This window comes from Streptococcus mitis (genome assembly GCF_001281025.1).
Classification (GTDB): domain Bacteria; phylum Bacillota; class Bacilli; order Lactobacillales; family Streptococcaceae; genus Streptococcus; species Streptococcus mitis_AK.
Genome location: NZ_CP012646.1, coordinates 1341238 through 1367309, shown reverse-complemented (window position 1 = coordinate 1367309; position 26072 = coordinate 1341238). Strand labels below are relative to the sequence as shown.

At 37.3% G+C, this 26072-nt stretch carries 23 protein-coding genes; 9 read left to right on the top strand and 14 right to left on the bottom strand.

What is annotated here, in order from left to right:
* Positions 1-33 precede the first annotated feature (33 nt).
* From RN80_RS06650 to RN80_RS06610, 9 genes are all read left to right on the top strand, one after another.
* Positions 34-687, top strand: a complete 654-nt coding sequence (locus RN80_RS06650; RefSeq protein WP_060628392.1) for a uracil-DNA glycosylase — start codon at positions 34-36, stop codon at positions 685-687.
* A gap of 9 nt (positions 688-696) precedes the next feature.
* Positions 697-1161 carry an NUDIX hydrolase gene (locus RN80_RS06645; protein WP_001135768.1) on the top strand — a complete coding sequence of 155 codons (465 nt, stop codon included), beginning with the start codon at positions 697-699 and terminating at the stop codon, positions 1159-1161.
* Between the two features lie 12 nt (positions 1162-1173).
* Entirely contained in the window at positions 1174-2442 is a 1269-nt protein-coding gene (locus RN80_RS06640; RefSeq protein WP_060628390.1) for a dihydroorotase, read from the top strand.
* Between the two features lie 41 nt (positions 2443-2483).
* Positions 2484-3845 (top strand): sodium-coupled multidrug efflux MATE transporter PdrM, encoded by a 1362-nt coding sequence (gene pdrM / locus RN80_RS06635; RefSeq protein ID WP_060628388.1) that lies wholly within the window; start codon positions 2484-2486, stop codon positions 3843-3845.
* A 153-nt stretch (positions 3846-3998) separates the two neighbouring features.
* On the top strand, positions 3999-4967 hold the full coding sequence (locus tag RN80_RS06630) for a thiamine pyrophosphate-dependent dehydrogenase E1 component subunit alpha (protein WP_060628386.1): 969 nt from the start codon (positions 3999-4001) through the stop codon (positions 4965-4967).
* Between the two features lie 15 nt (positions 4968-4982).
* On the top strand, positions 4983-5975 hold the full coding sequence (locus tag RN80_RS06625) for an alpha-ketoacid dehydrogenase subunit beta (RefSeq protein ID WP_000448714.1): 993 nt from the start codon (positions 4983-4985) through the stop codon (positions 5973-5975).
* A gap of 211 nt (positions 5976-6186) precedes the next feature.
* Positions 6187-7230 carry a dihydrolipoamide acetyltransferase gene (locus RN80_RS06620; RefSeq protein ID WP_060628384.1) on the top strand — a complete coding sequence of 348 codons (1044 nt, stop codon included), beginning with the start codon at positions 6187-6189 and terminating at the stop codon, positions 7228-7230.
* Between the two features lie 45 nt (positions 7231-7275).
* A complete protein-coding gene (gene lpdA, locus RN80_RS06615) occupies positions 7276-8979 on the top strand; it encodes a dihydrolipoyl dehydrogenase (protein ID WP_001162878.1) in 1704 nt (567 codons plus the stop codon).
* Positions 8980-9038: 59 nt separating this feature from the next.
* Entirely contained in the window at positions 9039-10028 is a 990-nt protein-coding gene (locus RN80_RS06610) for a lipoate--protein ligase (protein WP_060628382.1), read from the top strand.
* A gap of 73 nt (positions 10029-10101) precedes the next feature.
* On the opposite strand, the gene xerS is transcribed toward RN80_RS06610, so the two are convergent.
* The 14 genes from xerS to RN80_RS06540 form a co-directional block, all read right to left on the bottom strand.
* Positions 10102-11172, bottom strand: coding sequence for a tyrosine recombinase XerS (xerS, locus tag RN80_RS06605; protein WP_060628381.1), 1071 nt, complete (start codon positions 11170-11172; stop codon positions 10102-10104).
* A gap of 564 nt (positions 11173-11736) precedes the next feature.
* Entirely contained in the window at positions 11737-13287 is a 1551-nt protein-coding gene (locus tag RN80_RS06600; RefSeq protein ID WP_060628380.1) for a ClC family H(+)/Cl(-) exchange transporter, read from the bottom strand.
* 16 nt (positions 13288-13303) lie between these two features.
* Positions 13304-14083 (bottom strand): ribonuclease HII, encoded by a 780-nt coding sequence (locus RN80_RS06595; protein ID WP_060628379.1) that lies wholly within the window; start codon positions 14081-14083, stop codon positions 13304-13306.
* Entirely contained in the window at positions 14070-14921 is an 852-nt protein-coding gene (gene ylqF / locus RN80_RS06590; RefSeq protein WP_060628378.1) for a ribosome biogenesis GTPase YlqF, read from the bottom strand. The genes RN80_RS06595 and ylqF overlap by 14 nt, the downstream gene beginning before the upstream one ends.
* Before the next feature lie 361 nt (positions 14922-15282).
* Entirely contained in the window at positions 15283-16392 is a 1110-nt protein-coding gene (locus RN80_RS06585) for a glycosyltransferase (RefSeq protein WP_060628376.1), read from the bottom strand.
* 10 nt (positions 16393-16402) lie between these two features.
* Positions 16403-17953 carry a lipopolysaccharide biosynthesis protein gene (locus RN80_RS06580; RefSeq protein WP_060628374.1) on the bottom strand — a complete coding sequence of 517 codons (1551 nt, stop codon included), beginning with the start codon at positions 17951-17953 and terminating at the stop codon, positions 16403-16405.
* Positions 17954-18913 (bottom strand): capsular polysaccharide synthesis protein, encoded by a 960-nt coding sequence (locus tag RN80_RS06575; protein ID WP_060628372.1) that lies wholly within the window; start codon positions 18911-18913, stop codon positions 17954-17956.
* A gap of 5 nt (positions 18914-18918) precedes the next feature.
* Positions 18919-19914: a glycosyltransferase gene (locus tag RN80_RS06570; RefSeq protein WP_060628370.1), complete on the bottom strand. Its 996-nt coding sequence runs from the start codon at positions 19912-19914 to the stop codon at positions 18919-18921.
* A 1-nt stretch (position 19915) separates the two neighbouring features.
* Entirely contained in the window at positions 19916-20890 is a 975-nt protein-coding gene (locus tag RN80_RS06565; RefSeq protein ID WP_060628368.1) for a glycosyltransferase family 2 protein, read from the bottom strand.
* A 13-nt stretch (positions 20891-20903) separates the two neighbouring features.
* Entirely contained in the window at positions 20904-21863 is a 960-nt protein-coding gene (locus RN80_RS06560; protein WP_060628367.1) for a glycosyltransferase family 2 protein, read from the bottom strand.
* Complete coding sequence (locus RN80_RS06555; protein WP_060628361.1) at positions 21856-22866, bottom strand: glycosyltransferase family 2 protein; 1011 nt, start codon at positions 22864-22866, stop codon at positions 21856-21858. The genes RN80_RS06560 and RN80_RS06555 overlap by 8 nt, the downstream gene beginning before the upstream one ends.
* A gap of 39 nt (positions 22867-22905) precedes the next feature.
* Positions 22906-23871 (bottom strand): glycosyltransferase family 2 protein, encoded by a 966-nt coding sequence (locus RN80_RS06550; protein ID WP_060628360.1) that lies wholly within the window; start codon positions 23869-23871, stop codon positions 22906-22908.
* Positions 23872-23885: 14 nt separating this feature from the next.
* Entirely contained in the window at positions 23886-24995 is a 1110-nt protein-coding gene (locus tag RN80_RS06545; RefSeq protein WP_060628358.1) for a CDP-glycerol glycerophosphotransferase family protein, read from the bottom strand.
* Positions 24992-26071, bottom strand: a complete 1080-nt coding sequence (locus RN80_RS06540; RefSeq protein ID WP_060628357.1) for a glycosyltransferase — start codon at positions 26069-26071, stop codon at positions 24992-24994. The genes RN80_RS06545 and RN80_RS06540 overlap by 4 nt, the downstream gene beginning before the upstream one ends.
* Between the last annotated feature and the right edge of the window lies 1 nt (position 26072).

Here is a 26072-nt window from a genome sequence, read left to right as displayed (position 1 = left end):
ATAATAGAGGCAGTAAAAACGAAGGAGTTGGCTATGGAACACTCGTCTTGGCATGCTTTGATTAAGGCACAATTACCTGAGGGTTATTTTGGGAAAATCAATCAGTTTATGGAGCAGGTTTATGGTCAGGGGACTGTTTATCCACCCAAGGAAAAGGTTTTTCAGGCTCTCTTGACCACACCCCTAGAAAACGTTAAGGTGGTGATTCTGGGACAGGATCCCTATCACGGGCCAGGTCAAGCGCAGGGCTTGAGTTTTTCTGTACCGGACTCTATCCCAGCTCCACCATCCTTGCAAAATATCTTGAAAGAATTGTCAGATGATATCGGGGTTAAGAAATCTCATGATTTGACAGCTTGGGCTGAGCAAGGAGTCTTGCTTCTTAATGCTTGTTTGACAGTTCCTGCTGGACAGGCCAATGGTCATGCTGGTCAGATATGGGAGCCTTTTACGGATGCTGTGATTCAGGTGGTCAATCATCTAGATAGACCAGTCGTTTTTGTACTCTGGGGAGCTTATGCACGTAAGAAGAAGGCCTTAGTTACCAATCCTCATCACTTGATTATCGAATCAGCCCATCCTAGTCCTTTGTCAGTTTATAGAGGATTTTGGGGTTCCAAGCCTTTTTCCAAGGCCAATGCATTCTTAAAAGAAACAGGACAAGAGCCAATCGATTGGCTTAGATAAGGAGAAAATATGCCTCAGTTAGCGACGATTTGCTACATTGATAACGGGAAAGAATTGCTCATGCTCCATCGTAATAAGAAGCCAAATGATGTTCATGAAGGGAAATGGATTGGTGTGGGTGGTAAGCTAGAGAGAGGAGAGACCCCTCAGGAATGCGCGGCGCGTGAAATCCTCGAAGAGACGGGACTGAAAGCCAAGCCAGTTCTAAAAGGTGTTATCACTTTTCCTGAATTTACGCCAGATTTAGACTGGTACACCTATGTTTTTAAGGTGACGGAGTTCGAGGGTGACTTGATTGACTGCAACGAGGGAACGCTAGAATGGGTTCCCTATGATGAGGTTTTGAGCAAGCCAACTTGGGAAGGTGACCATACCTTTGTTGAGTGGCTTTTAGAGGATAAACCCTTCTTTTCAGCCAAGTTTGTTTATGATGGGGATAAATTGTTGGATACCCAAGTCGATTTCTATGAATAAAGGAGAAAGCAGATGCTACTAATTAAAAATGGTCGTGTAATGGATCCCAAGTCTGATTTGGATCAAGTGTGTGATGTCTTAGTTCAAGATGGGAAAATTATCAAAATTGCGCCTGAGATTAAAGAAGAAGGAGCAGAGATAATTGATGCTACTGGTCTTGTAGTTGCTCCTGGCTTGGTCGATATTCATGTTCATTTCCGTGAACCTGGTCAAACACACAAGGAAGACATCCATACTGGGGCACTAGCAGCTGCGGCAGGTGGTTTTACAACTGTTGTCATGATGGCTAATACTAGTCCAACCATCTCGGATGTAGAGACCTTGCAAGAAGTTCTCCATTCAGCTGCCAAAGAGAAGATTAATGTTAAGACGGTTGCGACCATTACTAAGAACTTTAATGGCCAAGACTTGACTGACTTCAAGGCACTCTTAGAAGCTGGTGCGGTTGGTTTTTCTGATGACGGTATTCCGCTTGAAAGTAGTAAAGTTGTCAAGGAAGCCATGGAGGAAGCCAAAAAGCTTAATACCTTTATTAGTCTCCATGAGGAAGATCCAGGTTTGAATGGGATTCTTGGCTTTAATGAAAATATCGCTAAAGAACATTTCCATATCTGCGGTGCTACTGGGGTGGCTGAGTATGCTATGATGGCGCGTGATGTCATGATTGCCTATGCAACCAAGGCCCATGTTCACATCCAGCATTTGTCTAAGGAAGAAAGTGTTAAAGTAGTTGAGTTTGCTCAGGGGCTAGGTGCGCAGGTCACAGCAGAAGTAGCACCACAGCATTTTTCTAAGACCGAAGCGCTCCTTTTGACACAAGGAAGCAATGCTAAGATGAATCCGCCACTTCGTTTGGAATCAGACCGTCGTGCCGTTATCGAAGGTCTCAAGTCAGGTGTTATCACAGTTATCGCGACAGACCACGCGCCTCACCATGCGGATGAAAAAAATGTCGAGGATATTACCAAAGCGCCATCTGGTATGACAGGTTTGGAAACATCTCTTTCTCTCGGCTTGACCTATTTGGTAGAAGCTGGTGAGTTAAGCCTGATGGAATTACTCGAAAAGATGACCTATAACCCAGCCAAGCTTTATAACTTTGAAGCAGGTTACTTGGCTGAGAATGGTCCAGCGGATATTACTATTTTTGATGCTAATGCTGACCGCCTTGTGGACTCCCATTTTGCTTCCAAAGCAGCTAATTCACCATTCATCGGTGAAACCTTAAAAGGGCAGGTTAAATATACCATCTGTAAGGGACAAATTGTCTATCAAAACTAGGTGGAAGTCTGCTCTGTAAACTAGAAAAATAGAGAGACTATATGTACCAAACCCATCATTTTAAAGATAAATTTATCTTATTTTTAAAGATATTTTTCCCTATCCTTATTTATCAATTTGCCAATTATTCTGCCTCCTTTGTTGATACGACTATGACAGGTCAATACAATACCATGGACTTGGCTGGTGTGTCTATGGCAACCAGTATCTGGAATCCTTTCTTCACATTCCTGACAGGGATTGTGTCAGCTCTGGTGCCTATCATTGGTCACCATCTTGGTCGAGGTAAAAAGGAAGAGGTTGCGTCTGATTTTTACCAGTTCATCTATCTGGCCTTGGGCCTATCCGTGGTCTTACTGGGGATGGTGCTTTTATTGGCACCACCAATCTTGAATCATATTGGACTAGAAGCACCGGTGGCAGCAGTAGCGGTTCGCTATCTCTGGTTTTTATCTATCGGAATTATCCCCCTGTTGCTTTTTAGTGTCATTCGTTCCTTGCTGGATTCGCTGGGCTTGACCAAGCTGTCCATGTACCTCATGCTTTTGTTACTCCCTCTCAATAGCGGATTTAACTATCTCTTGATTTACGGTGCCTTTGGAGTTCCAGAGCTGGGAGGTGCTGGTGCTGGTTTAGGAACATCCTTGGCCTACTGGGTCTTGCTGGGGATTTCTGTTTTGGTTCTATTTAAACAGGAGAAGCTCAAAGCCTTGCATTTTGAGAAATGCATTCCGCTTAATATGGATAAAATCAAGGAAGGAGTTCGCTTAGGTCTGCCTATTGGAGGAACTGTCTTCGCGGAAGTGGCTATCTTTTCTGTGGTTGGCTTGATTATGGCTAAGTTTTCGTCCTTGATTATCGCTAGTCATCAGTCAGCTATGAACTTTTCAAGTCTTATGTACGCCTTTCCTATGAGTATCTCATCGGCTATGGCTATTGTCGTTTCCTATGAAGTGGGAGCCAAGCGATTTGATGATGCGAAAACCTATATTGGTCTAGGAAGATGGACTGCCCTCATTTTTGCAGCCTTCACCTTAACCTTCCTTTACATTTTTAGGGGAAATGTGGCCAGTCTTTATGGGAACGACTCAGAATTTATCGATTTGACAGCGCGTTTTTTGACTTACAGCCTTTTCTTCCAGTTAGCAGATACCTTTGCGGCACCGCTTCAGGGAATTTTGAGGGGTTATAAGGATACCGTTATTCCTTTTTACCTTGGTTTGGTTGGTTATTGGGGCGTAGCAATCCCAGTGGCTATGGTCTTCGATTCACTAACAGATTTTGGAGCTTATTCTTACTGGATTGGCTTGATTATTAGTCTAATTGTGAGTGGGGCGCTATACCGTTGGCGTTTAACTGTGATTATGAAGAGGTTTGAATCTTTAGAAAAATCTAAACGATAGAAAGTTTGTGAAAAAATGTTCTTGATAAGAAAATCCCTTGTTCCTATGGGGTTTTCTTTTTGATTTTGTGAAATTTTCTTTAGAAAAACTTTGACAGTATTTGTCAAAAACGGTAAAATAGTAAGGTAAGAAGAAAGTTAGAAAGGCAAGAAGATGTCAACTTTAGATAAAAATCTTTTGCTAGAGATGTTCCGAAAGATGGAAGAAATCCGTCGTATGGACTTAAAAATTGCGCAATTAGTAAAGAAAGGGAAAGTGCCAGGAATGACGCACTTTTCTGTTGGAGAAGAGGCGGTTAACGTGGGTGCTATGTTGGCTCTCAATCCAGATGATCTGATCACATCAAACCACCGTGGTCATGGACAAGCTATTGCTAAAGGAATTGACCTAAACGGAATGATGGCTGAAATCCTTGGTAAATACACTGGAACCTGTAAAGGTAAAGGTGGTTCTATGCATATTGCTGACCTTGATGCTGGTAACCTTGGTGCCAATGGTATCGTAGGTGGTGGTATGGGAATCGCTGTTGGTGCAGCCCTCAGTCAGCAAATGCAAAATACCGGTAAAATCGTTGTCTGCTTCTTTGGAGATGGTGCGACCAACGAAGGTGTTTTCCACGAAGCAGTGAACATGGCTTCAATCTGGAACCTGCCAGTCATTTTCTATTGCATTAACAACGGTTACGGTATCTCTGCGGATATCAAGAAAATGACCAATGTAGAACATATCCATCAACGTAGCGTCGCTTATGGAATTCCTGGAATGTTCATCGAAGATGGAAACAATGTCATCGACGTCTACGAAGGATTTAAGAAAGCTGTAGACCATGTTCGTGGTGGTAATGGTCCAGTCTTGATTGAAAGTGTTACTTATCGCTGGCTCGGTCACTCATCATCTGATCCTGGTAAATATCGTACGCGTGAAGAAGTGGAATTGTGGAAACAAAAAGATCCAATTGAAAACCTCCGCAATTACCTTATTGAAAATAACATTGCAAGTGCCGAAGAATTGGAAGAAATCCAAGCGCAAGTTAAGGAAGCGGTAGAAGCTTCTGTTAAATTTGCAGAGGAAAGTCCATTCCCACCGCTTGAATCAGCATTTGAAGATATTTACGCAGACTAAGGAGAAAGAGATAAAATGGAAACAAAAACAATGTCCTTCCGTGACACCATTATCCTTGCTATGTCTGAGGAAATGCGTCGCGATGAAAATGTGTTCTTGATGGGAGAAGACGTCGGTGTCTTCGGAGGCGACTTCGGTACTTCTGTTGGAATGCTCGAAGAATTTGGACCAGAACGTGTTCGTGACTGTCCGATTTCTGAAGCTGCTATCTCAGGAGCAGCAGCAGGAGCAGCCATGACAGGCCTTCGTCCAATCGTCGATATGACCTTCATGGACTTTTCTGTTATTGCAATGGACAATATCGTCAACCAAGCTGCTAAAACACGTTATATGTTTGGTGGTAAAGGTCAAGTTCCAATGACTGTCCGTTGTGCAGCTGGTAATGGAGTTGGATCTGCCGCCCAGCATTCACAGTCTCTAGAGTCTTGGTTTACTCACATTCCTGGTCTTAAGGTTGTGGCACCCGGAACACCTGCGGACATGAAAGGACTGCTTAAGTCTTCTATCCGTGATAACAACCCAGTTATTATTCTTGAGTACAAGTCAGAATTTAACCAAAAAGGGGAAGTGCCAGTTGATCCAGACTACACGATCCCACTTGGGGTTGGCGAAATTAAACGTGAAGGTACGGATGTAACAGTTGTTACTTATGGAAAAATGCTACGCCGTGTGGTTCAAGCTGCTGAAGAATTAGCAGAAGAAGGAATTTCTGTTGAGATTGTGGACCCACGTACCCTTGTTCCGCTTGATAAGGATATCATCATTAACTCAGTTAAGAAGACTGGTAAGGTTGTTCTGGTAAACGATGCCCACAAAACAAGCGGCTATATCGGAGAGATTTCAGCTATTATTTCAGAATCGGAAGCATTTGACTATCTAGATGCACCAATTCGTCGTTGTGCAGGAGAAGATGTGCCGATGCCTTATGCGCAAAACCTAGAGAATGCAATGATTCCAACAGTTGAAAGCATCAAAGATGCTATCCGTAAAACATATAATAAAGAATAGAATTACATAAGATAAGTTATGTAAAATAACGGTTGTTTTTAACTTTAGTAACTTGAGATACGTGTTGTATCCAAGTTGCTTGTAGAGTTGAGCACGGGCTAAAAGCTCGGAAAAAAGATAAATCTCCTTGGCTTAATCGAAGCCATCGTCGATTTCCTATTTTTCAGTCGCTTTTAACGCCCTTTGTATCATAAATAGAATTGGAGAGGTCATGGCTGATGACAAGCTAAGAGCGACTCCTGCGGCTAGAAAGTTAGCGGATGATCTAGGGATCAACCTCTACGACGTTTCTGGCTCAGGTGCAAACGGTCGTGTCCACAAAGAAGACGTGGAAACTTATAAAGACACAAATGTGGTTCGCATTTCGCCACTTGCAAAACGAATTGCCCTCGAACATAACATTGCTTGGCAGGAGATTCAAGGAACCGGTCATCGTGGTAAAATCATGAAGAAGGATGTTTTGACCTTGCTTCCTGAAAATATCGAAAACGATACCATCAAGTCTCCTGCTCAGATTGAAAAAGTGGAAGAAGTTCCTGATAATGTAACACCATACGGTGAAATTGAACGTATTCCAATGACACCAATGCGTAAGGTTATTGCTCAACGTATGGTTGAGTCTTACCTAACTGCGCCAACCTTCACGCTCAACTATGAAGTTGATATGACTGAAATGTTGGCTCTTCGTAAGAAGGTTCTTGAGCCAATCATGGAAGCAACTGGTAAAAAAACTACTGTAACAGACCTTCTTTCACTTGCAGTTGTTAAGACACTTATGAAACACCCTTATATCAACGCTTCATTGACAGAAGATGGCAAGACCATTATCACTCACAACTATGTCAATCTTGCCATGGCAGTTGGGATGGATAATGGATTGATGACACCTGTTGTTTACAATGCTGAGAAGATGAGCTTGTCAGAGTTGGTTGTTGCCTTCAAGGATGTTATTGGCCGTACCTTGGATGGTAAATTGGCTCCAAGTGAACTGCAAAATTCAACCTTCACAATCAGTAATTTGGGAATGTTTGGTGTTCAGTCCTTTGGTCCTATCATTAACCAACCAAACTCAGCTATCCTTGGTGTGAGTTCGACAATCGAGAAGCCAGTTGTAGTCAATGGTGAAATTGTGATTCGCCCAATCATGAGCCTTGGTTTAACAATTGACCACCGTGTCGTAGATGGTATGGCTGGTGCTAAGTTTATGAAAGACTTGAAAGAATTGATTGAAAATCCAATCTCAATGTTGATTTAAGTACAAGAGTATTCATTTTTAAGATATAGATAAAGGAAGGAAGACATGGCCTTAGAAGTAATTATGCCAAAAGCCGGCGTGGATATGACAGAAGGACAAATCGTCCAATGGAATAAAAAAGTCGGAGAATTTGTAAAAGAAGGAGAAATCCTTTTGGAAATCATGACTGATAAAGTCAGCATGGAATTGGAAGCCGAAGAAGATGGGTACTTGATTGCTATCCTCAAAGGGGACGGTGAAACAGTCCCTGTAACGGAAGTTATCGGTTACCTTGGCGAAGAAGGGGAAAATATCCCAACAGCTGGAGCAGCAGCGCCAGAAGCTAGCCCTGTACCTACAGCAAGTGCTTCAAACGATGATGGTAAGAGCGATGATGCTTTTGATATCGTTGTGATTGGTGGAGGTCCTGCTGGTTATGTTGCAGCCATTAAAGCTGCCCAACTCGGTGGGAAGGTTGCCCTTGTTGAGAAATCTGAACTCGGTGGAACCTGCTTGAACCGTGGATGTATCCCAACTAAAACCTACCTACATAACGCTGAAATTATTGAAAATATCGGTCATGCTGCAAATCGTGGTATTGTGATTGAAAATCCTAACTTCACTGTTGATATGGACAAACTCCTTGAAACCAAGTCTAAGGTAGTCAATACTTTGGTTGGTGGAGTTGCTGGTCTTCTTCGTAGCTACGGAGTTACTGTTCATAAAGGAATTGGTACCATTACTAAAGACAAGAACGTCTTGGTAAATGGCTCTGAATTACTTGAAACCAAGAAAATCATCCTTGCTGGTGGTTCAAAAGTCAGCAAGATCAACATCCCTGGTATGGAATCTCCACTTGTCATGACCAGCGACGACATCCTTGAAATGAACGAAGTACCAGAAAGTCTTGTTATCATCGGTGGTGGTGTTGTCGGTATCGAGCTCGGTCAGGCCTTCATGACATTTGGTTCAAAAGTGACTGTTATCGAAATGATGGATCGTATCGTGCCAGCTATGGATTCAGAAGTTTCTAAGAACCTTCGCTTGATCCTTGAACGTAAAGGAATGACCATCTTGACTGGTACTAAACTGCAAGAAATCATCGAAGAAAATGGTCAACTTCGTATTAAAGTTGAAGGAAAAGACGATATCATTGCAAATAAAGCTCTTCTTTCAATCGGTCGTGTGCCAGACCTTGAAGGTATTGGAGAGGTTGAGTTTGAATTGGATCGTGGTCGTATCAAGGTCAACGAATACATGGAAACTTCTGTTCCAGGTATCTACGCACCAGGTGATATTAATGGTACTAAGATGTTGGCTCACGCAGCTTTCCGTATGGGTGAAGTTGCCGCTGAAAATGCCCTTAAAGGAAATCATGCTGTTGCCAAATTGAATTTGACTCCTGCAGCTATCTACACTCTTCCTGAAGTAGCAGCAGTAGGTTTGACAGAAGAACAAGCCCGTGAGAAATACGATGTAGCTATTGGTAAGTTCAACTTTGCTGCTAACGGTCGTGCCATTGCTTCTGATGCTGCTCAAGGTTTCGTAAAAGTCATTGCAGATAAGAAATACGGGGAAATCCTTGGCGTTCATATCATCGGTCCTGCAGCTGCAGAATTGATCAATGAAGCGTCTAGCATTATCGAAATGGAAATTACTGTTGAAGAAATGCTGAAGACTATCCACGGACACCCAACCTACTCTGAAGTGATGTACGAAGCATTTGCGGATGTTTTAGGAATGGCCATCCACTCACCTAAGAAAAAATAAAACGAAGATAGAATAGACTGGAAAATATCTTTCCAGTCTCTATCGTATAAAGGGATATCATGAAATATATTATCAATCATTCAAACGACACTGCCTTTAATATTGCCTTGGAAGAATATGCCTTTAAACACCTTTTGGATGAGGATCAAATCTTCCTACTTTGGATTAACAAACCATCTATCATTGTTGGTCGTCACCAGAATACCATCGAAGAAATCAACCGTGATTATGTTCGAGAAAATGGTATTGAGGTGGTCCGCCGTATCAGCGGTGGTGGAGCTGTTTACCACGATTTAAATAACCTCAACTACACGATCATCTCAAAAGAAGATGAAAACAAGGCTTTTGACTTCAAGAGCTTCTCAACTCCTGTTATCAATACTTTGGCTCAACTTGGGGTTAAGGCTGAATTTACAGGTCGTAACGACTTAGAAATCGACGGTAAGAAATTCTGTGGAAATGCCCAAGCCTATATCAACGGCCGTATCATGCACCACGGTTGCTTGCTCTTTGACGTTGATTTGTCAGTCCTCGCAAATGCCCTCAAGGTTTCAAAGGATAAATTTGAATCAAAAGGTGTGAAATCGGTTCGTGCTCGTGTGACCAATATTATCAATGAATTACCAGAAAAAATCACAGTCGAAGAATTCCGTGACTTACTCTTGGAATACATGAAAAAAGAGTATCCAGAGATGACAGAATACGTTTTTTCTGAGGAAGAATTAGCTGAAATTAACCGTATCAAAGATACTAAGTTTGGAACTTGGGACTGGAACTACGGTAAATCACCTGAATTTAACGTCCGTCGTGGAACAAAATTCACTAGTGGTAAGGTGGAAGTCTTTGCTAACGTTACTGAATCAAAAATCCAAGACATCAAGATTTATGGTGACTTCTTTGGTATCGAAGACGTTGCTGCAGTAGAAGATGTCCTTCGTGGGGTGAAATACGAACGCGAAGATGTCCTCAAAGCGCTAGAAACCATTGATATCACACGCTACTTCGCTGGTATTAGCCGTGAAGAAATTGCTGAAGCGGTAGTCGGATAAATCAAAAAGAAGTTGGTTGTAGGACCAGCTTCTTTTTTAAAAATCATATATTACATAATTTATTTTATGTATTTTATAAACTATCTAGAGCATTCTTTTGTTCATCATTAACGATATGGGTATAGAGGTCAGTGACTTGTGTACTGGCATGTCCTAGCTGATGGCTGACCAAAACTTGCGATTTAGTCGCATCATAAAGCCTGGTTGCTAGCGTATGGCGCAGTTTATGGGGAGTTACACGGACTTTGAAGTCCTCAGAGTACTTAGCAACCATCTTTTCCACACTGGAAGCATCGATACGATTAGGAAGACCTCTGTAGAGTGTCAAAAAAAGGGCTGTATCTGTTTTTTCTGTCTTATAGCGTTGATTACGAATGGCCAGATAATTCTCTAAATAAGGCTTAGCAAAAGCAGCGACATTGACCGAGTCACGTTTTCCCCCTTTTCGAGTGACATCAATAACCATCATTTTGAGATTGAGATCCCTTAGATCCAGATTAACAGCTTCAGATAAGCGGACACCAGACGCCAAGAGAAGGGCAATAATGGCCAAATCACGTTCTTTATTTTTGTTAAATGATGAGAGAGCGCGATTTGAAAGTTGTTGTGGATACTCTTGGTCAATATAAGTTAGAAAACCTTCTGTTTCATTACCTAAAAAGAGTTTTTGCTTGATGTTTTCAGCTCTGGCAGCAAGCGTTTCTTTCTTTTTCTTTGTTGAAACTTTCTTCATTACATTACGATAAAAATAAGGCTCTCCCTGATCGTTTTCAACTTCCTCGGTCAGATACTTGTAAAGACTGGAAAGTGCTGACAAAGTCCGATTGATGGTTGTCTGAGAAACTCCTTGCTTGGTTGTATTAGCGTTTAGCAAAGGACGTTCACGTAGGTAAAGAATAAAGGATTCCATGTCTTTCTTAGACATGTTTTCCAATACAGATAAAGGAATATCAGATATTTTATCAGCGTTTGAAATCCCAGACTCCAAAACCCAACTGAAAAATCGATCGTATTCCTTGAGGTATTCGTACAGTGTTGTAAAACTGTAGGGCACAGCAAGCTTAGATTGGTAGTATTCCAGAACATACCAGGGCATGATTTTTTTTAGTTTGTCGATTCGTTCCAGTAAAATCTCACGTTTCATGTATTTTCTCCATAAATAAGTCTACTAGTAGTATAGCATAGGCTTATTTATTTTTCAAGAAAATTATAGTTTTTCGGAAAGATGTTATAGAGCTTTTTAAAAAAGACTTAAACCTGTGTAAAACGGATCTAAATCTTTGGAGTTTCATTGTGAATCATTAGCTAGTGCTTTTTCTAGTTTCTAAATACTAAACCAGAATGAAATAGTCAACAGAATAAAGAAAATAATAAAGAACTCACCCACTAAACTTCTGTTCATTCTACATAACTGAAGAGATATATAAGGAGCTATGAGATACAAAATGCATTGTATGATTGCTATCGTTTTCTTTTTTATTATTTTAATCTTGCTGTACAGATTTGATACAGTAAACTCCTTTCTAGCTTTATGCATTATCATTTCTAACTTAATTATAATCTTATTTTTACCAAAGTTCAGTTACTTGTACGTGAGATATCTTGTAAGTAAAAAATAACCGATCTCATTGCTGAGAATCGGTTTTCTAATATATTTAATTAATTAAGAAGTTTATTTTTTACATAACATAAATTATGTAAAAAGCTCCTACAACAATAAATCTTTTACTTTCCCAATTTCACTTTTTGGAATAACTAGGTGAATCATATCTCCGAGATACATTCTGGTTGAACCGTTAACGGTTTGACTTTTACCGTTATGGACTTGGGTGGTGATGAGGATATTATGTGGTAGGTTGAGTTCATGAACCTGTTTTCCAGCGATTTTGTCAGAAACAGGGATTTCAATGAGAGTGACTTCTCCTTCATCTGTCGCTTCTTCTGGCAGCATTTTTTCCAACATAGCCTCATAGACTGGTGCACCCTTGAGTAGATCCATGATGATGTAGGCGACCAAGGTTACTAATCCAAGTGGCATGAGGTTGCGAATATCTCCTACCATCTCAGTTACGAGTATCATAGCAGTTAAGGGAGCCTTAGATATTGCTCCAAAATAACCACTCATTCCTAGAATGACAAATATAGGGAATTGCTCTTGACTGACAAGTCCAAGATTGACACAAATAACACCAACTAGAGCTCCAAGTAAGGAGCCAAGCGCCAAAATTGGTAGGAAAATTCCTCCTGGAAGACCACTTCCATAACTAATCATGCTCCAAACAAAGCGAATCAAAAAGTAAACTAATAGAACTTGGAAACTAAAATCTTGCTCAGTTAGGGAAAGAACCAGCTGATTTCCACCACCAAGGATTTGGGGTAAGAAGATTCCGACTGGTAGGATGAGAATAAAGGCAAAAATTGGATAATAAGCTCTATCCAAATGGATTTTTTGACCAAGCCAATCATAAACTCGACCAACATTGAGCACAGCTTTCTCATAGAGAAAACCGGAAAGTCCTAGAAAAATTCCCATAAGGAGGTAAATCCAATACTGATCTAAGGTCATGAGTGGGATGTTGTCTGGCATATCCAGTACGGGTGTTAGGCCAAATATGAGCAGAGAAACAAAGTTTGCTACGAGACTAGCTGCTAGAGTGGAAACCCAGAAAAATCGAGAAAAGTGATGATAGACTTCTTCTACCACAAAGAGAAGTCCTGCAATCGGCGCATTAAAGGCTGCAGCTAGACCAGCGGCAGCTCCACTAGCAATCAAGGAGCGTTCCTCTACTGGACTGGATTTGAGCCATTTGGCAATTCCTTTACCACCAACAGCTCCAAGTTGAATACTTGGCCCTTCACGCCCCAGCATAAGACCACTAGCAATAGCAAGAATTCCTAGGATATATTTTTTCCAAAGAACGCCCCACCAGTTGAGGGTCATGAGGCCTTTCAGTTCGGCTTCGACTTGAGGAATTCCTGAGCCTTTGATATCTTTTTCTGACCGTGTTAATTTAGCACTGAGCCAACAAACTATTAAATAAAATAGACCAATGATAAAAAGATTGCGCACTAGGTGCGCTTGATCTTGATAAAGTCCTTGTATCAGGTGGAAGCCTTTTTCGATTAAGAAACGAAAGGATCCAACGATAATTCCAACAACGAGACCGACGATGATTCCTCGTCCAACTTGGGATAATATGGTACTCGAGGCAAAGGCAAATTCTTTCTTGGAACTGAGTGTTTCTGACTGTTCCTCCATAATCATTCCTTCTAACTTAACTTTCTTTTTCTCCTAAAACCAGTGATTTAACGGGTTCAAAGCTGGTTCGGTGAATTGGGGTAACTCCTAGTTTTGTGAGGCCTTCCAGGTGTTTAGCAGTTCCATATCCTGCATTAGCAGCAAAATCATAGCCAGGGAACTGCTGATCGTATTCCTTCATCAATTCATCACGTGTCACCTTGGCTATTATAGAAGCCGCTGCAATTGAAAGGGAATTGGCATCTCCCTTGATGATAGATGTTTGTGAAATTGGTAAATCCAGTTTCATGGCATCTATCAAAAGGTGCTCAGGTTGCGGACGGAGCTGGGAGATTGCTTCCTTCATAGCTAGTTTGGTTGCTTCATAGATATTGACTTGGTCGATGACCTGATTATCCATGATACCAATGCCGATTGACAAGGCTTGCTCCTGAACTGCTTGGAAAATCTCCAGATGTTTCTTTTTAGGAATTTTCTTGCTGTCGTTGAGACCTCTAATTTTACAATTTTTAGGTAAAATAACGGCTGCAGCGACTACAGGACCAGCAAGAGGACCACGACCGACCTCATCAACACCTGCAATTAAGGTCAATCCTTGCTTATAAAGTTCTTTTTCATAGGAAAGCATGGATTCCAAACGAAGATCCTCATCCAATTCAGCTTGAATGGCTTTTTTACGCTTGCTGATTTCCTTTTGAACTCCAGAGCGACTATCCTTTTCAAGTTCTAAAAAAACAGGGTTATCTAAGTCCTTGACTGTTGCAAGGAGTTCTTTGATTTCTTTAATCGTCGCCATCGAGGTCATCCAATGTATCTAAGGTATAGTTACCGAGTTTGCCATCGCGGACTTCCTTCACGAAGAGGCTGTAAAAACGATCATAGTCGTCACGGAAACCGAGGGCACGGGTCATATCCATAATAATAACAGGCGCTTCTTCTTCAATTTTCATTTGTTTGAAGCGTTCAGCCAACTTTTCTGGATAATGTTCTTTGAAATAATTGATACCAAAAATTGTCACCTCATCCATAGGAAGCAGCTGGTCTTTGATAGCTCCAGTCAAGGCTAGTTTAAGAGCAACAGTTTCATCCTCAAACTTAGGCCAAAGAATCCCCGGTGTATCCAAGATTTCAAGGTCTTTATTGGTTTTGAGCCATTGTTGTCCCTTGGTTACACCTGGTTTATTGCCGACAACGGCAATTTTCTTACCAGCCAAACGGTTCATAAGCGTTGATTTACCAGCATTTGGAATCCCGATAATCATGGTACGCAAGGTTTCAATTTTTATCCCACGTTCTCTCTGGCGAGCAATCTTATCAGCCATGAGCTTTTTGGCCGCATCTGTTACAACTTTTACAGTTACTTGTTCTTTGGAGTTGATAGCTAGAGTCTGGATTCCCTTTGATTCAAAATACTGACGCCATTCTTTGGTCATTGCTGGATCGGCCAAGTCCGCCTTGTTTAAAATCAAGAGTTTTGGTTTGTCACCAACAATCTTTGTCAACATAGGATTTTGACTAGATAGAGGTAAACGAGCATCCACCAAAATCGTTACAAAATCAACAAATTTTAAATTTTCCTGCACCTGTCGACGCGCTTTAGACATGTGACCAGGAAACCATTGAATAGTAGCCATAATATATCTCCTTCGGGTTGAAAAAATTGTAAAAACGTTTTCTTTCTTGCCTTATATTCTATCATAAATTACTCTTTTTTGCATAAGCTTTTGTCTAGAAAAGCTACTTTATTAAGAAAAATTGAATGCAATCTCATTTTTTGATATATTAACCTCCGAAAAATAGTCATCTCTAATCCATGAGATTATTAAATATAAACTTAGTAGTATTCTCTTGCAATTAAGTTAATTATTCAGCTGATAAAATAGCTTTTAGAAGTACTATTAAAATAGCCATAATTTTATTTATGAAACTAACGTGTAATAATCTGATAGAAATAAAATTAGAGAAGACATTCATGTCCTCTCCATCAACTTTTAATCACTCATCAAATAATTTCTCCAACTGTCTGGTTGCTGATTCAATCTCGTAGCCATTTTCATCTATCAGCTGTTTCACCTTTTCTGTATCAAGCTCTCGATGATTTCTGACCGACAAAATCTTATCTGCCCATTTTTCAAGAGAATCTTTCAAAGACAGGCTGTTGTCATAGTTATCTAGTATTCTTGCATCTGGTAGATGATTTGCTGTTACAACAGGCAATCCATTTGCCTGAGCTTCAATGAGTACAATTGGCAATCCTTCAAAATGAGATGGGAAGAAGAAAACGTCTAGAAGATTTAGCATTTTTCCGACATTAGTGGTCAAGCCTGTAAAAATGACTTTGTCTACTACTCCATATTCTTTTGCCACATTTTCTAAAAATGCAGTATCTCCTCTTCCAATAAATACTAGACGAGAATTTGGTTCTTTTTTGACGATTTCAGAAAAGACCTTAACACAAAAACTTTGATTTTTTTGTTTTTCATATAAACGGGACACTTGCCCAATGACCAAACAATTTTCAGGGATCTGATACTCCTTTCGAAGTTGGGCTTGCATTTCTTGATCATATAAAAATTTCTCAACTTCAATGGCATTATGAATAACTAAGGCCTTTTTTCGTTCTTGACCATGATAAAAATGGTTCAATGCTTCTGTTCCGCAGGCCCAATAATCTGTCGCATATTTGCCGACAAAAAATCGATTGACTGGATGAATAAAGCGATAAAATTTATCTGCTGTAGCACAATGTCCATGAACGATTCTTTTTTCTATCCCATATTTCTTTGCCAATTTTAAAAATTCTAAATGTGTCAAGCCATTTTGATTGGACCATACAATATCATAACGATGAGCATTTTTCTTAAAAAAATCATCCCATTCTTTTAAGGCTTGCTGGATATGAGGTCTTAACTTGGGGATTCTATGAACGACTAGAGGATTGCGACAAAGCTTTTTAAAATGATCACTAAATTCAACATCTTCAGGACCTTGTAGTAAAAATTCTAGTTCAAATTCAGAGGTATCAATATGGTTATAAAAATCTAGAACAATTTTTTCCAAGCCACCAACATCTGGAACCAGACCACAAACCAATATTCTTTTCATTGATTTCTCCTTATTTTTTTAACTTTAACACTTTTTGAATCATGAATATAATTTGTTTTCCACCTTCATGATTTCTAAATAGGAAAACGTAGACACCCAATACTGTCAAATAAAGAACGATTTTGATTGCCAAACTGAGAATGAAATCTAGCTGAGTTAAGAGGTAGTTATCCAGTAAACTCAAAAGTAGGATACTCATCCCTACAACTGAGAAATCTTGTAACATTGTTTTAAAAAAGTCCTTTGAGGAAGCTTTCAATCCATACTTAAAGGCGCTATAGGGTTCATACCATGTGCAGGTTAAGACTGTTGAACAAATCGTACCCAATAAAATTCCAGCTACTCCTAAATCTAAAATCGCTAAAAAGTAGAGTGAAAGGGAAATATTTAATAAAATCTCGACGATAACTTTTTTATTTTGCTCATAACTTAAGCCATAAACTGAAATCAACGTTAGAATCGGTCTTCTATAAAAAGTTAGGAAAAAATGAAGGATAATCAAAATCTCAACTGTACGATTAAATGAAAAACTCTCACCTAACCAGATAGTCATAAATGGATGAATGAACATTAAATAGCCTAAGCTAGCAAAATAAATCAAGCTAAAAGCAATAAATTGGTATTTTTTTAGGAATTTAACCGTATCTGCTACTGTCGTAGATTTCGAATGGACTAAGTTACCTACGGAAGAAACAACTGAATTTATCACAGTATTTAAAATCAGTGAAAGAAATCCTAAAACATAGGTATAATTCCCATAAATACCAATAGCTGCTAAGCTGATAAAACTTGCCATTAGAATACTATCTGTTTGAAAAACAATGGTTTCTCCAATACTACCGACTATATTTCCTTTGATATTTCGGATAAATTTTTCTTTTTCCTCCTGATTAATGGGTGTTATCTCATTCTTAAACAAGTAACCATACAATCTATCAACAATCCCCGACATGATGATATTCCCTATAAAATTCATCATGATACTGATCAATAGATAAAAGATATAATTTTTGGTAAAGAATAAAATTCCGATTTGCAAGCATACACGAAGCGTATTTAATCCAAAGTCAATCAAAGTCATCATATAATTACGCTGATCGACATAAAGCAAGGTTCGTTTATAGGAGAAAAAATAGCTGGAAGCTGAGTTAAATACAAAGAGAAAAAATATCAAATATACTTCACTATTTACCGTATAATCCTTTATCATGTAAGGAAGAAATAAAGAAAGTATAGCGCCCAGTATAAAAATAGAAAAGCCGATGATTCTATATAATTTTTTGAAAAGAATCATAAAGGCATTGATTTTTCCATGTTCTTCTCTGCCTAAGGGTCCATATAGTGCATAGCTCATGGCTCCAGCAACCCCTAATTCTGCCAAAGACAGGATAGAAACTAAGCTAGACAAATAATTGTTTAATCCTAGATAGGTTACCCCAAGTAAATTGATAAAAATAGTTCGATTGATAAAGCCAAGAAGGACTTGAAAAGGTTGCAATGCCAGAGCAATACTCGTATTTAAGGTGGCAAATTCGGTTCTACTTTTTTTCGTGTATTTCATCTATTCCTTTAATTTTCCTTGTAAAAGTTGATCGAGATAACTTCCTGGAAGGACTTCTTCTTTCTTGATTTTATAAGTCGTTTTTAAAATCGGTGTTGTTTTTAACACTTCTTCCCATTCTTTTTCATCAAAAAGATCATGGGCATGGTCTCTTAAAAACCAAACACGCTCAGCTGGTGCTAGAATAGGTAATCTATCCACTAAGTTTTCAAAATAAGGACTGCACTTATATTCGGACAAAATAAAATAATCCATCATCAGGTAATGAATAAAAACTGGATATTTACGAACATAGTAAAGATATAAATCCCGAATATGTTTAAAATAAGGCTTGCCTTTTTTTCCTGCCAGAAAGAAACCTGCCCATTTAAAGTCACCAACAGTTCGTTCTATTTGTTCAGATCGTATAGGTGGATGATTCAAACTAAAAAAGTCCCCTTCAAACATTTCTAAAGTTGCATAGGGAGATACAAATAAGGTTGCATCCATCCAAATGCCACCGTATTGGCATAAGAGACTAAAACGAATAATATCTGAATAATGCGCAGCTGATAATTCTTTTTTCTTGTATTTTTCGGTGATGTCTCTTGGAATATTGATGAAATCCGCCAGATTTTCATCCGTCAACAAATAGAATTCACAATCATTTCTTTTGGCGAAGTTTTTTATGGTCTTTATTGAAGTCTGGACTGTCCCAGGCATTTGAGCTTCTCCCTGTTGCCACATTGTCCAAATCATTTTCGGAAATTCCGTCACTTCTTCTTTTTCATCTATCAAATCATCTATTTGAGCTTCTTTTCTTAATTTCAGTACAAAATGCAAAAGAATCTTTCTTCGAAAATCATAAAACATCTTGTCAGATTTTTGTGCGAGAAAGTAAACACATGTTAGTTTAAGGCCATAATATTTTAAAATTTGACGATAGCGAGCCATTTTTTTTTGTAAGATTTGTAGTTTCATAAACTCTACAAATTCCTTTCACATTTTTCTAAAGCTGTTTCTAGAAAATACCCACTACGAATTTTTTCTCCAATTTTTTTACTATTTTTAATCAGCTCTTGAAAATCTTCTTCATCAATCGAGTTTAAACAATCTGCAATTTCAAATAATGAATCAACAAGTATTCCACAATGGTTTTTTCGTACAAACTCCGCTAAAGCAGATTGGCTCCATACAATAATCGGAAAACCTGAGGCTAAATAAAGAGAAGCTTTATGAGGGTTATTCATCTTTAAATACTCTCCATACATTCCACTACAAGTATGGGGGCTATCTCCATCCCAGACTAAGCCAAAACCGCCATGCAAGTGATTAGAAAGTTCATCAGGAGAAAAAGCACCTTGATAATGAACGTTGTGAGGAAGATTCTCCTCTTCAAAGTTAATGCCATAAATAGAAAAATCTGGTTTTTCGGGTAATTGTCTTGCGTATTTTGTTTTCCGAATATCGAAATTTCCAGCTAACAAAATAGTTTCTTTTTCATAAGCTTTCTTCTCTTTATAATGTGGAATCAAATAGTCAAATATCTCTAAGGAAACAATCTTCTCTTCCGGTATTCCTAATCGCACAAGTTCTGCTTTCATCTTTTCATTATGAGCGATAATACCATCTACTTTTTCAAGGACTGTTTTATTTTGTAAAAAATGGATAATGGAATATTTGAAATCTGTAAATGACTTGATTTTTTTATTTCTCAGGGACTCGATATCGTGAATCAGCAAATAAGCTTTGAATGTTCTATTTTTCAAAAATCTCGTAAAAATTTGTTTTTTTAAGGTATGCCATAATAACGGAAATTGAAGAACTAACACATCATTTTTTGTCAAAGTGATGGGATTTGAATCATTATTTAGGGAAAAAGGTTGATATCCTGCTTCTAGCATTATTTTTTCAGCATCTAATCTTGCCTTAGATCCTGCATGTTTGGCTTCTGCGTAAAATTCTTTTAAGTAATAATTCATACTACTTCAACCCTCTCCAAAATCTTTTTACAATATATTTTTCAAATCTCCATTGAATGGCTCCAACAACTCTTGAAATAAAGACAATCTTTTTAGGGAATAAGCGATAAGCTCTCATTAAAAATGTGCGACTTGAACTTTTAGCGTAACGATTCAGATACTCGACATATTTTTCTTGATAGGGATTTCCTTCAAATATACGATAGTCGACAACGTGCATCAAGACTAAATGAAATAAGCGACGATGTACGTATGGGAGTGAGTCAGCATTTCCATCATATAAATGCTCCACTTTATCACAAATAGTAAACAAATCCAAATTTTTCAAACTAAATTCGCGATTCATAATACTACCAGAACGTACACGGTAATAATATCCTATATAATCGATTTTCACCATTTTATGAATATGTTTTAAGATTCCCATTCCTCCATACACATCTTCATAAAATAAACCTTCTAAAAATGGAAAATTGACAATCACTTGTCTTCGAAAAAGTTTAGCAACTGCATTCAAACGGACAATATTATCTTTACAAAGAGAAACTAATGCTTCATGGGCATTTCCTTGGAAAATAATTTTGACATTCTCAGGAGAAGGGATTTCTATTTCTTTTTGATCATTTGTATACCAACATTCTACGATGTCCATTTCTTCTGAAGTCATGTGCTTTAATAATTGTTCCAACATATCTTCTTTAAGAACATCATCACTGTCTACAAAAGTGATAAATTCGCCTCTAGATTCAGTCATACCACGATTACGAGCGCCACTTAATCCTTTATTTTCTTGATTGATTAAGTGAAAACGAGAATCTTGTTGACAATAGCGCTCACAAATTTCTTTTGAGCCATCTCTTGAACCATCATTGACTAGGATCACTTCTATATCGGTATAAGTTTGATGTTGAATACTATTTAAACATTCTTCCAGATAGTCTTCAACATTATAAACAGGTACAATGACACTAATCATAAATAGGCTCCTATTAAATTTTCCATTTTTTTCGAATGTCTAAATATCTTAAATATAAAGGATAAAATATACTTAAAAAATATTTCGGAGAAGAACTATACCATCTTAATAGTTTACTAGAATTGAAAATATCTGATGATTTCTTAGCTATTTCAAAATAGTTATCAATTGCATCAACATATAACTGATAGTAGGGATGTCCAATTCTTATACGATACTTTTTAAAATGACCAATACCGACTAAAAATAACATATTCCCTACATAAGGTAACCAATTATCTTCTCTAAATTCCTCTAATAATTTTTCGCCAACTTTAAAAATATCAAGATTCTTTTCTGAATATTTCTGATTCATCGTACTAGAAGTATGATATCGATAATAATAACCAATATAGTTAATTTTTCTCATTTTCTGAATATATTTTAAAGAGACGATTCCAGTATAAAAATCTTCATAAATTAAATTTTCTAAAAACGGAACTTTCTCCACTATTTCACGACGATAGAGTTTTGCGACTGGACTCCAACTTACCCCGTGATGAAAGCATTGATATAATGCTTCATTTGAATCAAATTCTTTAACATGAATATCTTTTTTTTCTTCATTCAAACATTGAATAGCCTCAGTTCTATCACATTCTACAATATCAATCCCATTAGACATATACTTCATAAGTTGTTCTAACATACCAAGACTTACAACATCATCACTATCAACAAACATGATGTATTCGCCAATAGATTCTTTCACACCATGATTTCTGGCTACACTTTGACCTTGATTTTTTTGATTGATCAATCGGAAACGCTTATCCATTTGGCAATAACGCTCACAAATCGCGTGTGAGCCATCTGTAGAACCATCATTGACTAAAATGACTTCTATATCTTGATAGGTTTGCTTTCGAATACTTTCTAGACATTCTTCCAGATATTCTTCCACGTTATAAACTGGAACGATTATACTAATCATTTTTGTTCATAAGCTCCTTCATTTGTCTTTTGTGAGTCAACTTTCTAAATTTACTCCATCCTTTATACAGAAACTGATACACTGGATGAGTAATCGTTAAAAAATATTTTGGCGCTATGAAATACATTCTTAGTAAACGGTATTTTCGAACAACTTCTTGAGATTGCTTCGCAATAAAAGCAGACTCCTTTATAAAATTCTCATACAAACTAACACAAGGACTCTTCTTCGTAATGCCATCTCTGTAATAATGACTAACCCCTAGATAAAACATAAAGTATCCAATATACGGTAATAAATATGCATCATCTTGGAAGGATGCTATTAATTGATTTCCAACTTTAAAAATATCTAAATTTTTCTCATTAAAAGAAGTTGTCATAGTACTATTCGGACTAAATCGGTAATAATACCCAGTTAAATCAACAACTACCATTTTTCGAATATTTTTTAAAAAATTAATTCCTGTATAAACATCCTCGTAAATAACACCTTCTAAAAATGGAACTTTTTCAATAATTTCTCTTCTATATAATTTTGCACATGGGGAATAATTCACTTCTTTAAGTGCTATACATTTAATAATGGCTGCCGTTGAATTACCTTCGAAAATAACTCGAATCGGTTTATTTTTATGCAATTCTTCTTGATTGCGAACAAGACTACATTCTACTAAATCCACATCCGCCTTCATATAGGATAGTAATACGTCTAGTATATTTGCTTTAATGACATCATCACTATCGACAAACATGATATATTCACCAAGGGATTCTTTTACGCCATGATTTCTGGCTACACTTTGACCTTGATTTTTTTGATTGATCAATCGGAAACGCTTATCTGTTTGGCAAAAATGCTCACAAATAGCTTGTGAGCCATCTGTTGATCCATCATTGACTAAGATGACTTCGATATTTTGATAGGTTTGCTTTCGAATACTCTCTAGACATTCTTCCAGATATTCTTCCACGTTATAAACTGGAACGATTATGCTAATCATAAAACAGCTTCCTTCTCATTCATTTTTATTCATCTGAATTTACTTTCTAATTCCATTTTTTAGTTTCCACAAAAAATGATAAACAGGGAAAATGATCGAATTATAATATTTTGGACAAATATTATAGAGGCGAATCATACGCGAACTTTTTGCAAGCTCAGGATTTTTCTTGGTGATAGTTACATAGTCGGCTAATTTCTGATTATAGACATCTGCATATGGATTTCCTTTTTGGATATAGTCTTGATAATGCATGGTTGCTACATGAACTAGGAAGCTTCCAATGTAAGGAAGAAGTTCTTCCCTATCAGAATACAAGTCTATTAATTGGTCACTGACTGTAAAGATATCTAAATTTTTAGGAGTAAAGGTTCGATGCATGATACTAGCTTGATGTTGTCGATAATAATAACCTTTATAATCAATTTTAATGATTTTTCGAATATATTTTAACATTCCAATTCCACAATAAACATCTTCAAAAATCACCCCATCTATATAAGGAACAGCTTCAACAATTGATCTTCTATAAAGTTTTGTAACTGCATTAACATTTAAAACATGTTTAGGGAAAATTTTTACTGCTTCTTGAGAGTTCCCTTCGAATAGAATACTTGGTTCTTTAAAACTTTTAGCAAGAAATTCCTCGTTAGATACGGTAAACTGACTTTCCACAATATCTACGTCTTCACGCATATAGTGCATTAAGGTTTCTAAATAGTTCGCTAGAATCATGTCATCACTATCCACAAATACAATAAACTCTCCTCTTGAAGCTGCTACACCAGTATTTCGTGCAGCGCTCAATCCTTGATTCTCTTGATTCAACAAGTGAAAGCGACGATTCTCTTTACAATAACGTTCACAAATAGCTTTTGATCCATCTGTTGAACCATCATTGACTAAAAGGACTTCAAAGTCTGTGTAGGTTTGGTTTTGAATGCTGTCTAAACATTCTTCCAGATAAGTTTCTACATTATAAACAGGTACGATTACACTAATCATTCTTTATCCTAACCTTATTTCCTTAATCCAATTTCATCCAAAAGTGTCTTTGTAAAATCTTTTTGAATGGCATTTACCTTGTTATTAACTTTTTTTCGTTCTTCAATATAAGGATCTTCAGATTTCATGACACTCGCTAGGAAATCTAATAAATCATGCGAATCACGAATGACACTACCCACCATTAAACTCTTCACATCCTCAAATACAAAGCCTCTTTTTTCTTTGTATTCCTCATAATCATTAATGGTAAATGCAACTGGCCTATTTAATAAATAATAATCTAAAAATACTGATGAATAATCAGTAATTAATGCACTTGTTGTTCCCAAAAAGGTATATAAAGTCCCATATTGCTCACTGATGATATCTTCTGTCAATAGATGAATGGTCGAATAATTCATCTCAAATTTTAACTGAGATTCCTCAAGAGGGTGAAGTTTAATATAAAGTTGATAGCCATAGTTTGAAAGTAGTTCTTCAATGTTTTTAAAGTCCTCTTCTTCTAAAGAAAATATCAATGCCGCTTGGCTATCATGATAATTTTTGGAATTTCGGTAAGTTGGCATCCAAATGATTTTCTTCTCTTTTTTCTCTTTAAAGAGCTCATCATTTCGAACGTTGCCAACAAGAAGCATCTGCTCATCTTTAGCATTAAAGGCTGCTTTCATGATTGGAGTAAATAATTCTGAAGAGGAGACTAATTTTGTAAAGAAATTATAGTCAATTTTTTCCATTCCAACTTCAAGATTCCCAATTTTTTTCAAGGGCATTCCATGCCACAAGTTGACAACCATCTGGCTTGGAGCAGGCTTTATAGGATACTTGCCAAATGAATAGAAAAAATATTTAGATGTTAAAAAATAAAAGAAACCTCGATAAATCGAAACATACTTTACATCATTTTCTTTGTCTAAATGATAAAAATCATTAGAAGCACAAACGATTTCGTATGTTTCCTGATAGCCATTGTCCACTAAATAGTGATAGAGTGTTCTAAGATTATCTCTAAATCCCCAGTTAGAATACAGAACAATTCTATTCCTTTTCTTGTGAATAATTTTATTTATCTTATAAGTAAAATCACTTACTTTAAAAAGTAAGGGTTTTAAATAGTTGATCATTCTCTTTTTAAACCTTGCTTATAAATTTCTTTTAAATTTTGAACATTTTCTTCGATGTCAAATCGCTTTAGGTGTTCATTCAGCTGTCGTTGCTTATCCTTGATAGGCGCCTTTTCGATATAGTTTACCCATTTATCCTTATCTAGAGGCATAGCTGTACAGAGTTCATCAACAATCTGAGTTGTTGGATCAATTGTTTCATTCATGATAATATTGACTCCAGAACATTGAGCTTCTACCATTACCATTGGGAAACCTTCATACAAAGATGGAAAGGCAAAAATATCAAAGGCTGAATAAAATTTATGAACATCTTCTCTTTTTCCTGTAAAGATAATATTCTTCACTTCCTTACTTTTCTCTTCTAAAATTGAACGATCTGGTCCTTCACCAACAAAGAAAAAAGTAACATCAGGCAATTCTTTAGCAATTTCAATCAAAAAATTCTGATTTTTGAAAGGATTTAAAATACCAATCATCCCAACTACTTTTTGATGTTCAGCTATATGAAACTCTTTGCGAATTTCTTCTCGAAAAGTTGGAGAAAACCGATACTTGTTGATGTCAATTGCATTTGGAAGGATTTGAAATTCTTTTTTTCCAAATATCTTCAATCCAGCTAATTGACCACAAGAGATACGACGGGTCGCATTTTTCAAAGCTAAAAAGACCAAAAATCGATTGCGAATACTTTTTAACCAAGTGTCTGAAAATTGGCTACTATGATTGTGGTAAATCCTAACTGGAACACCATTTTTTCGAGCATAGTAATTATGGATAAAAGCGGTTATAGGATTATGGACATGGAGAATGTCAATTTTATTACTTTTATAAAATTGACGACACTCTCTCGCATAGGCAAATAATTTAGAAATCTTTAGGGCAGGAAATACAATGCGTTTGATTTCTTTTTCATCTAGGTATTGATTAAATGGGAAATGAGCCTCTCCATTTGACTCTCCAACCATATATTCAAACTCTTGATCATCAGTTGGAATATGATTTTTGATAAAACTTTGTACCCCACTCATGGTATTCCTTACACTACCTGTTACATGTATGACTTGATATTTCATC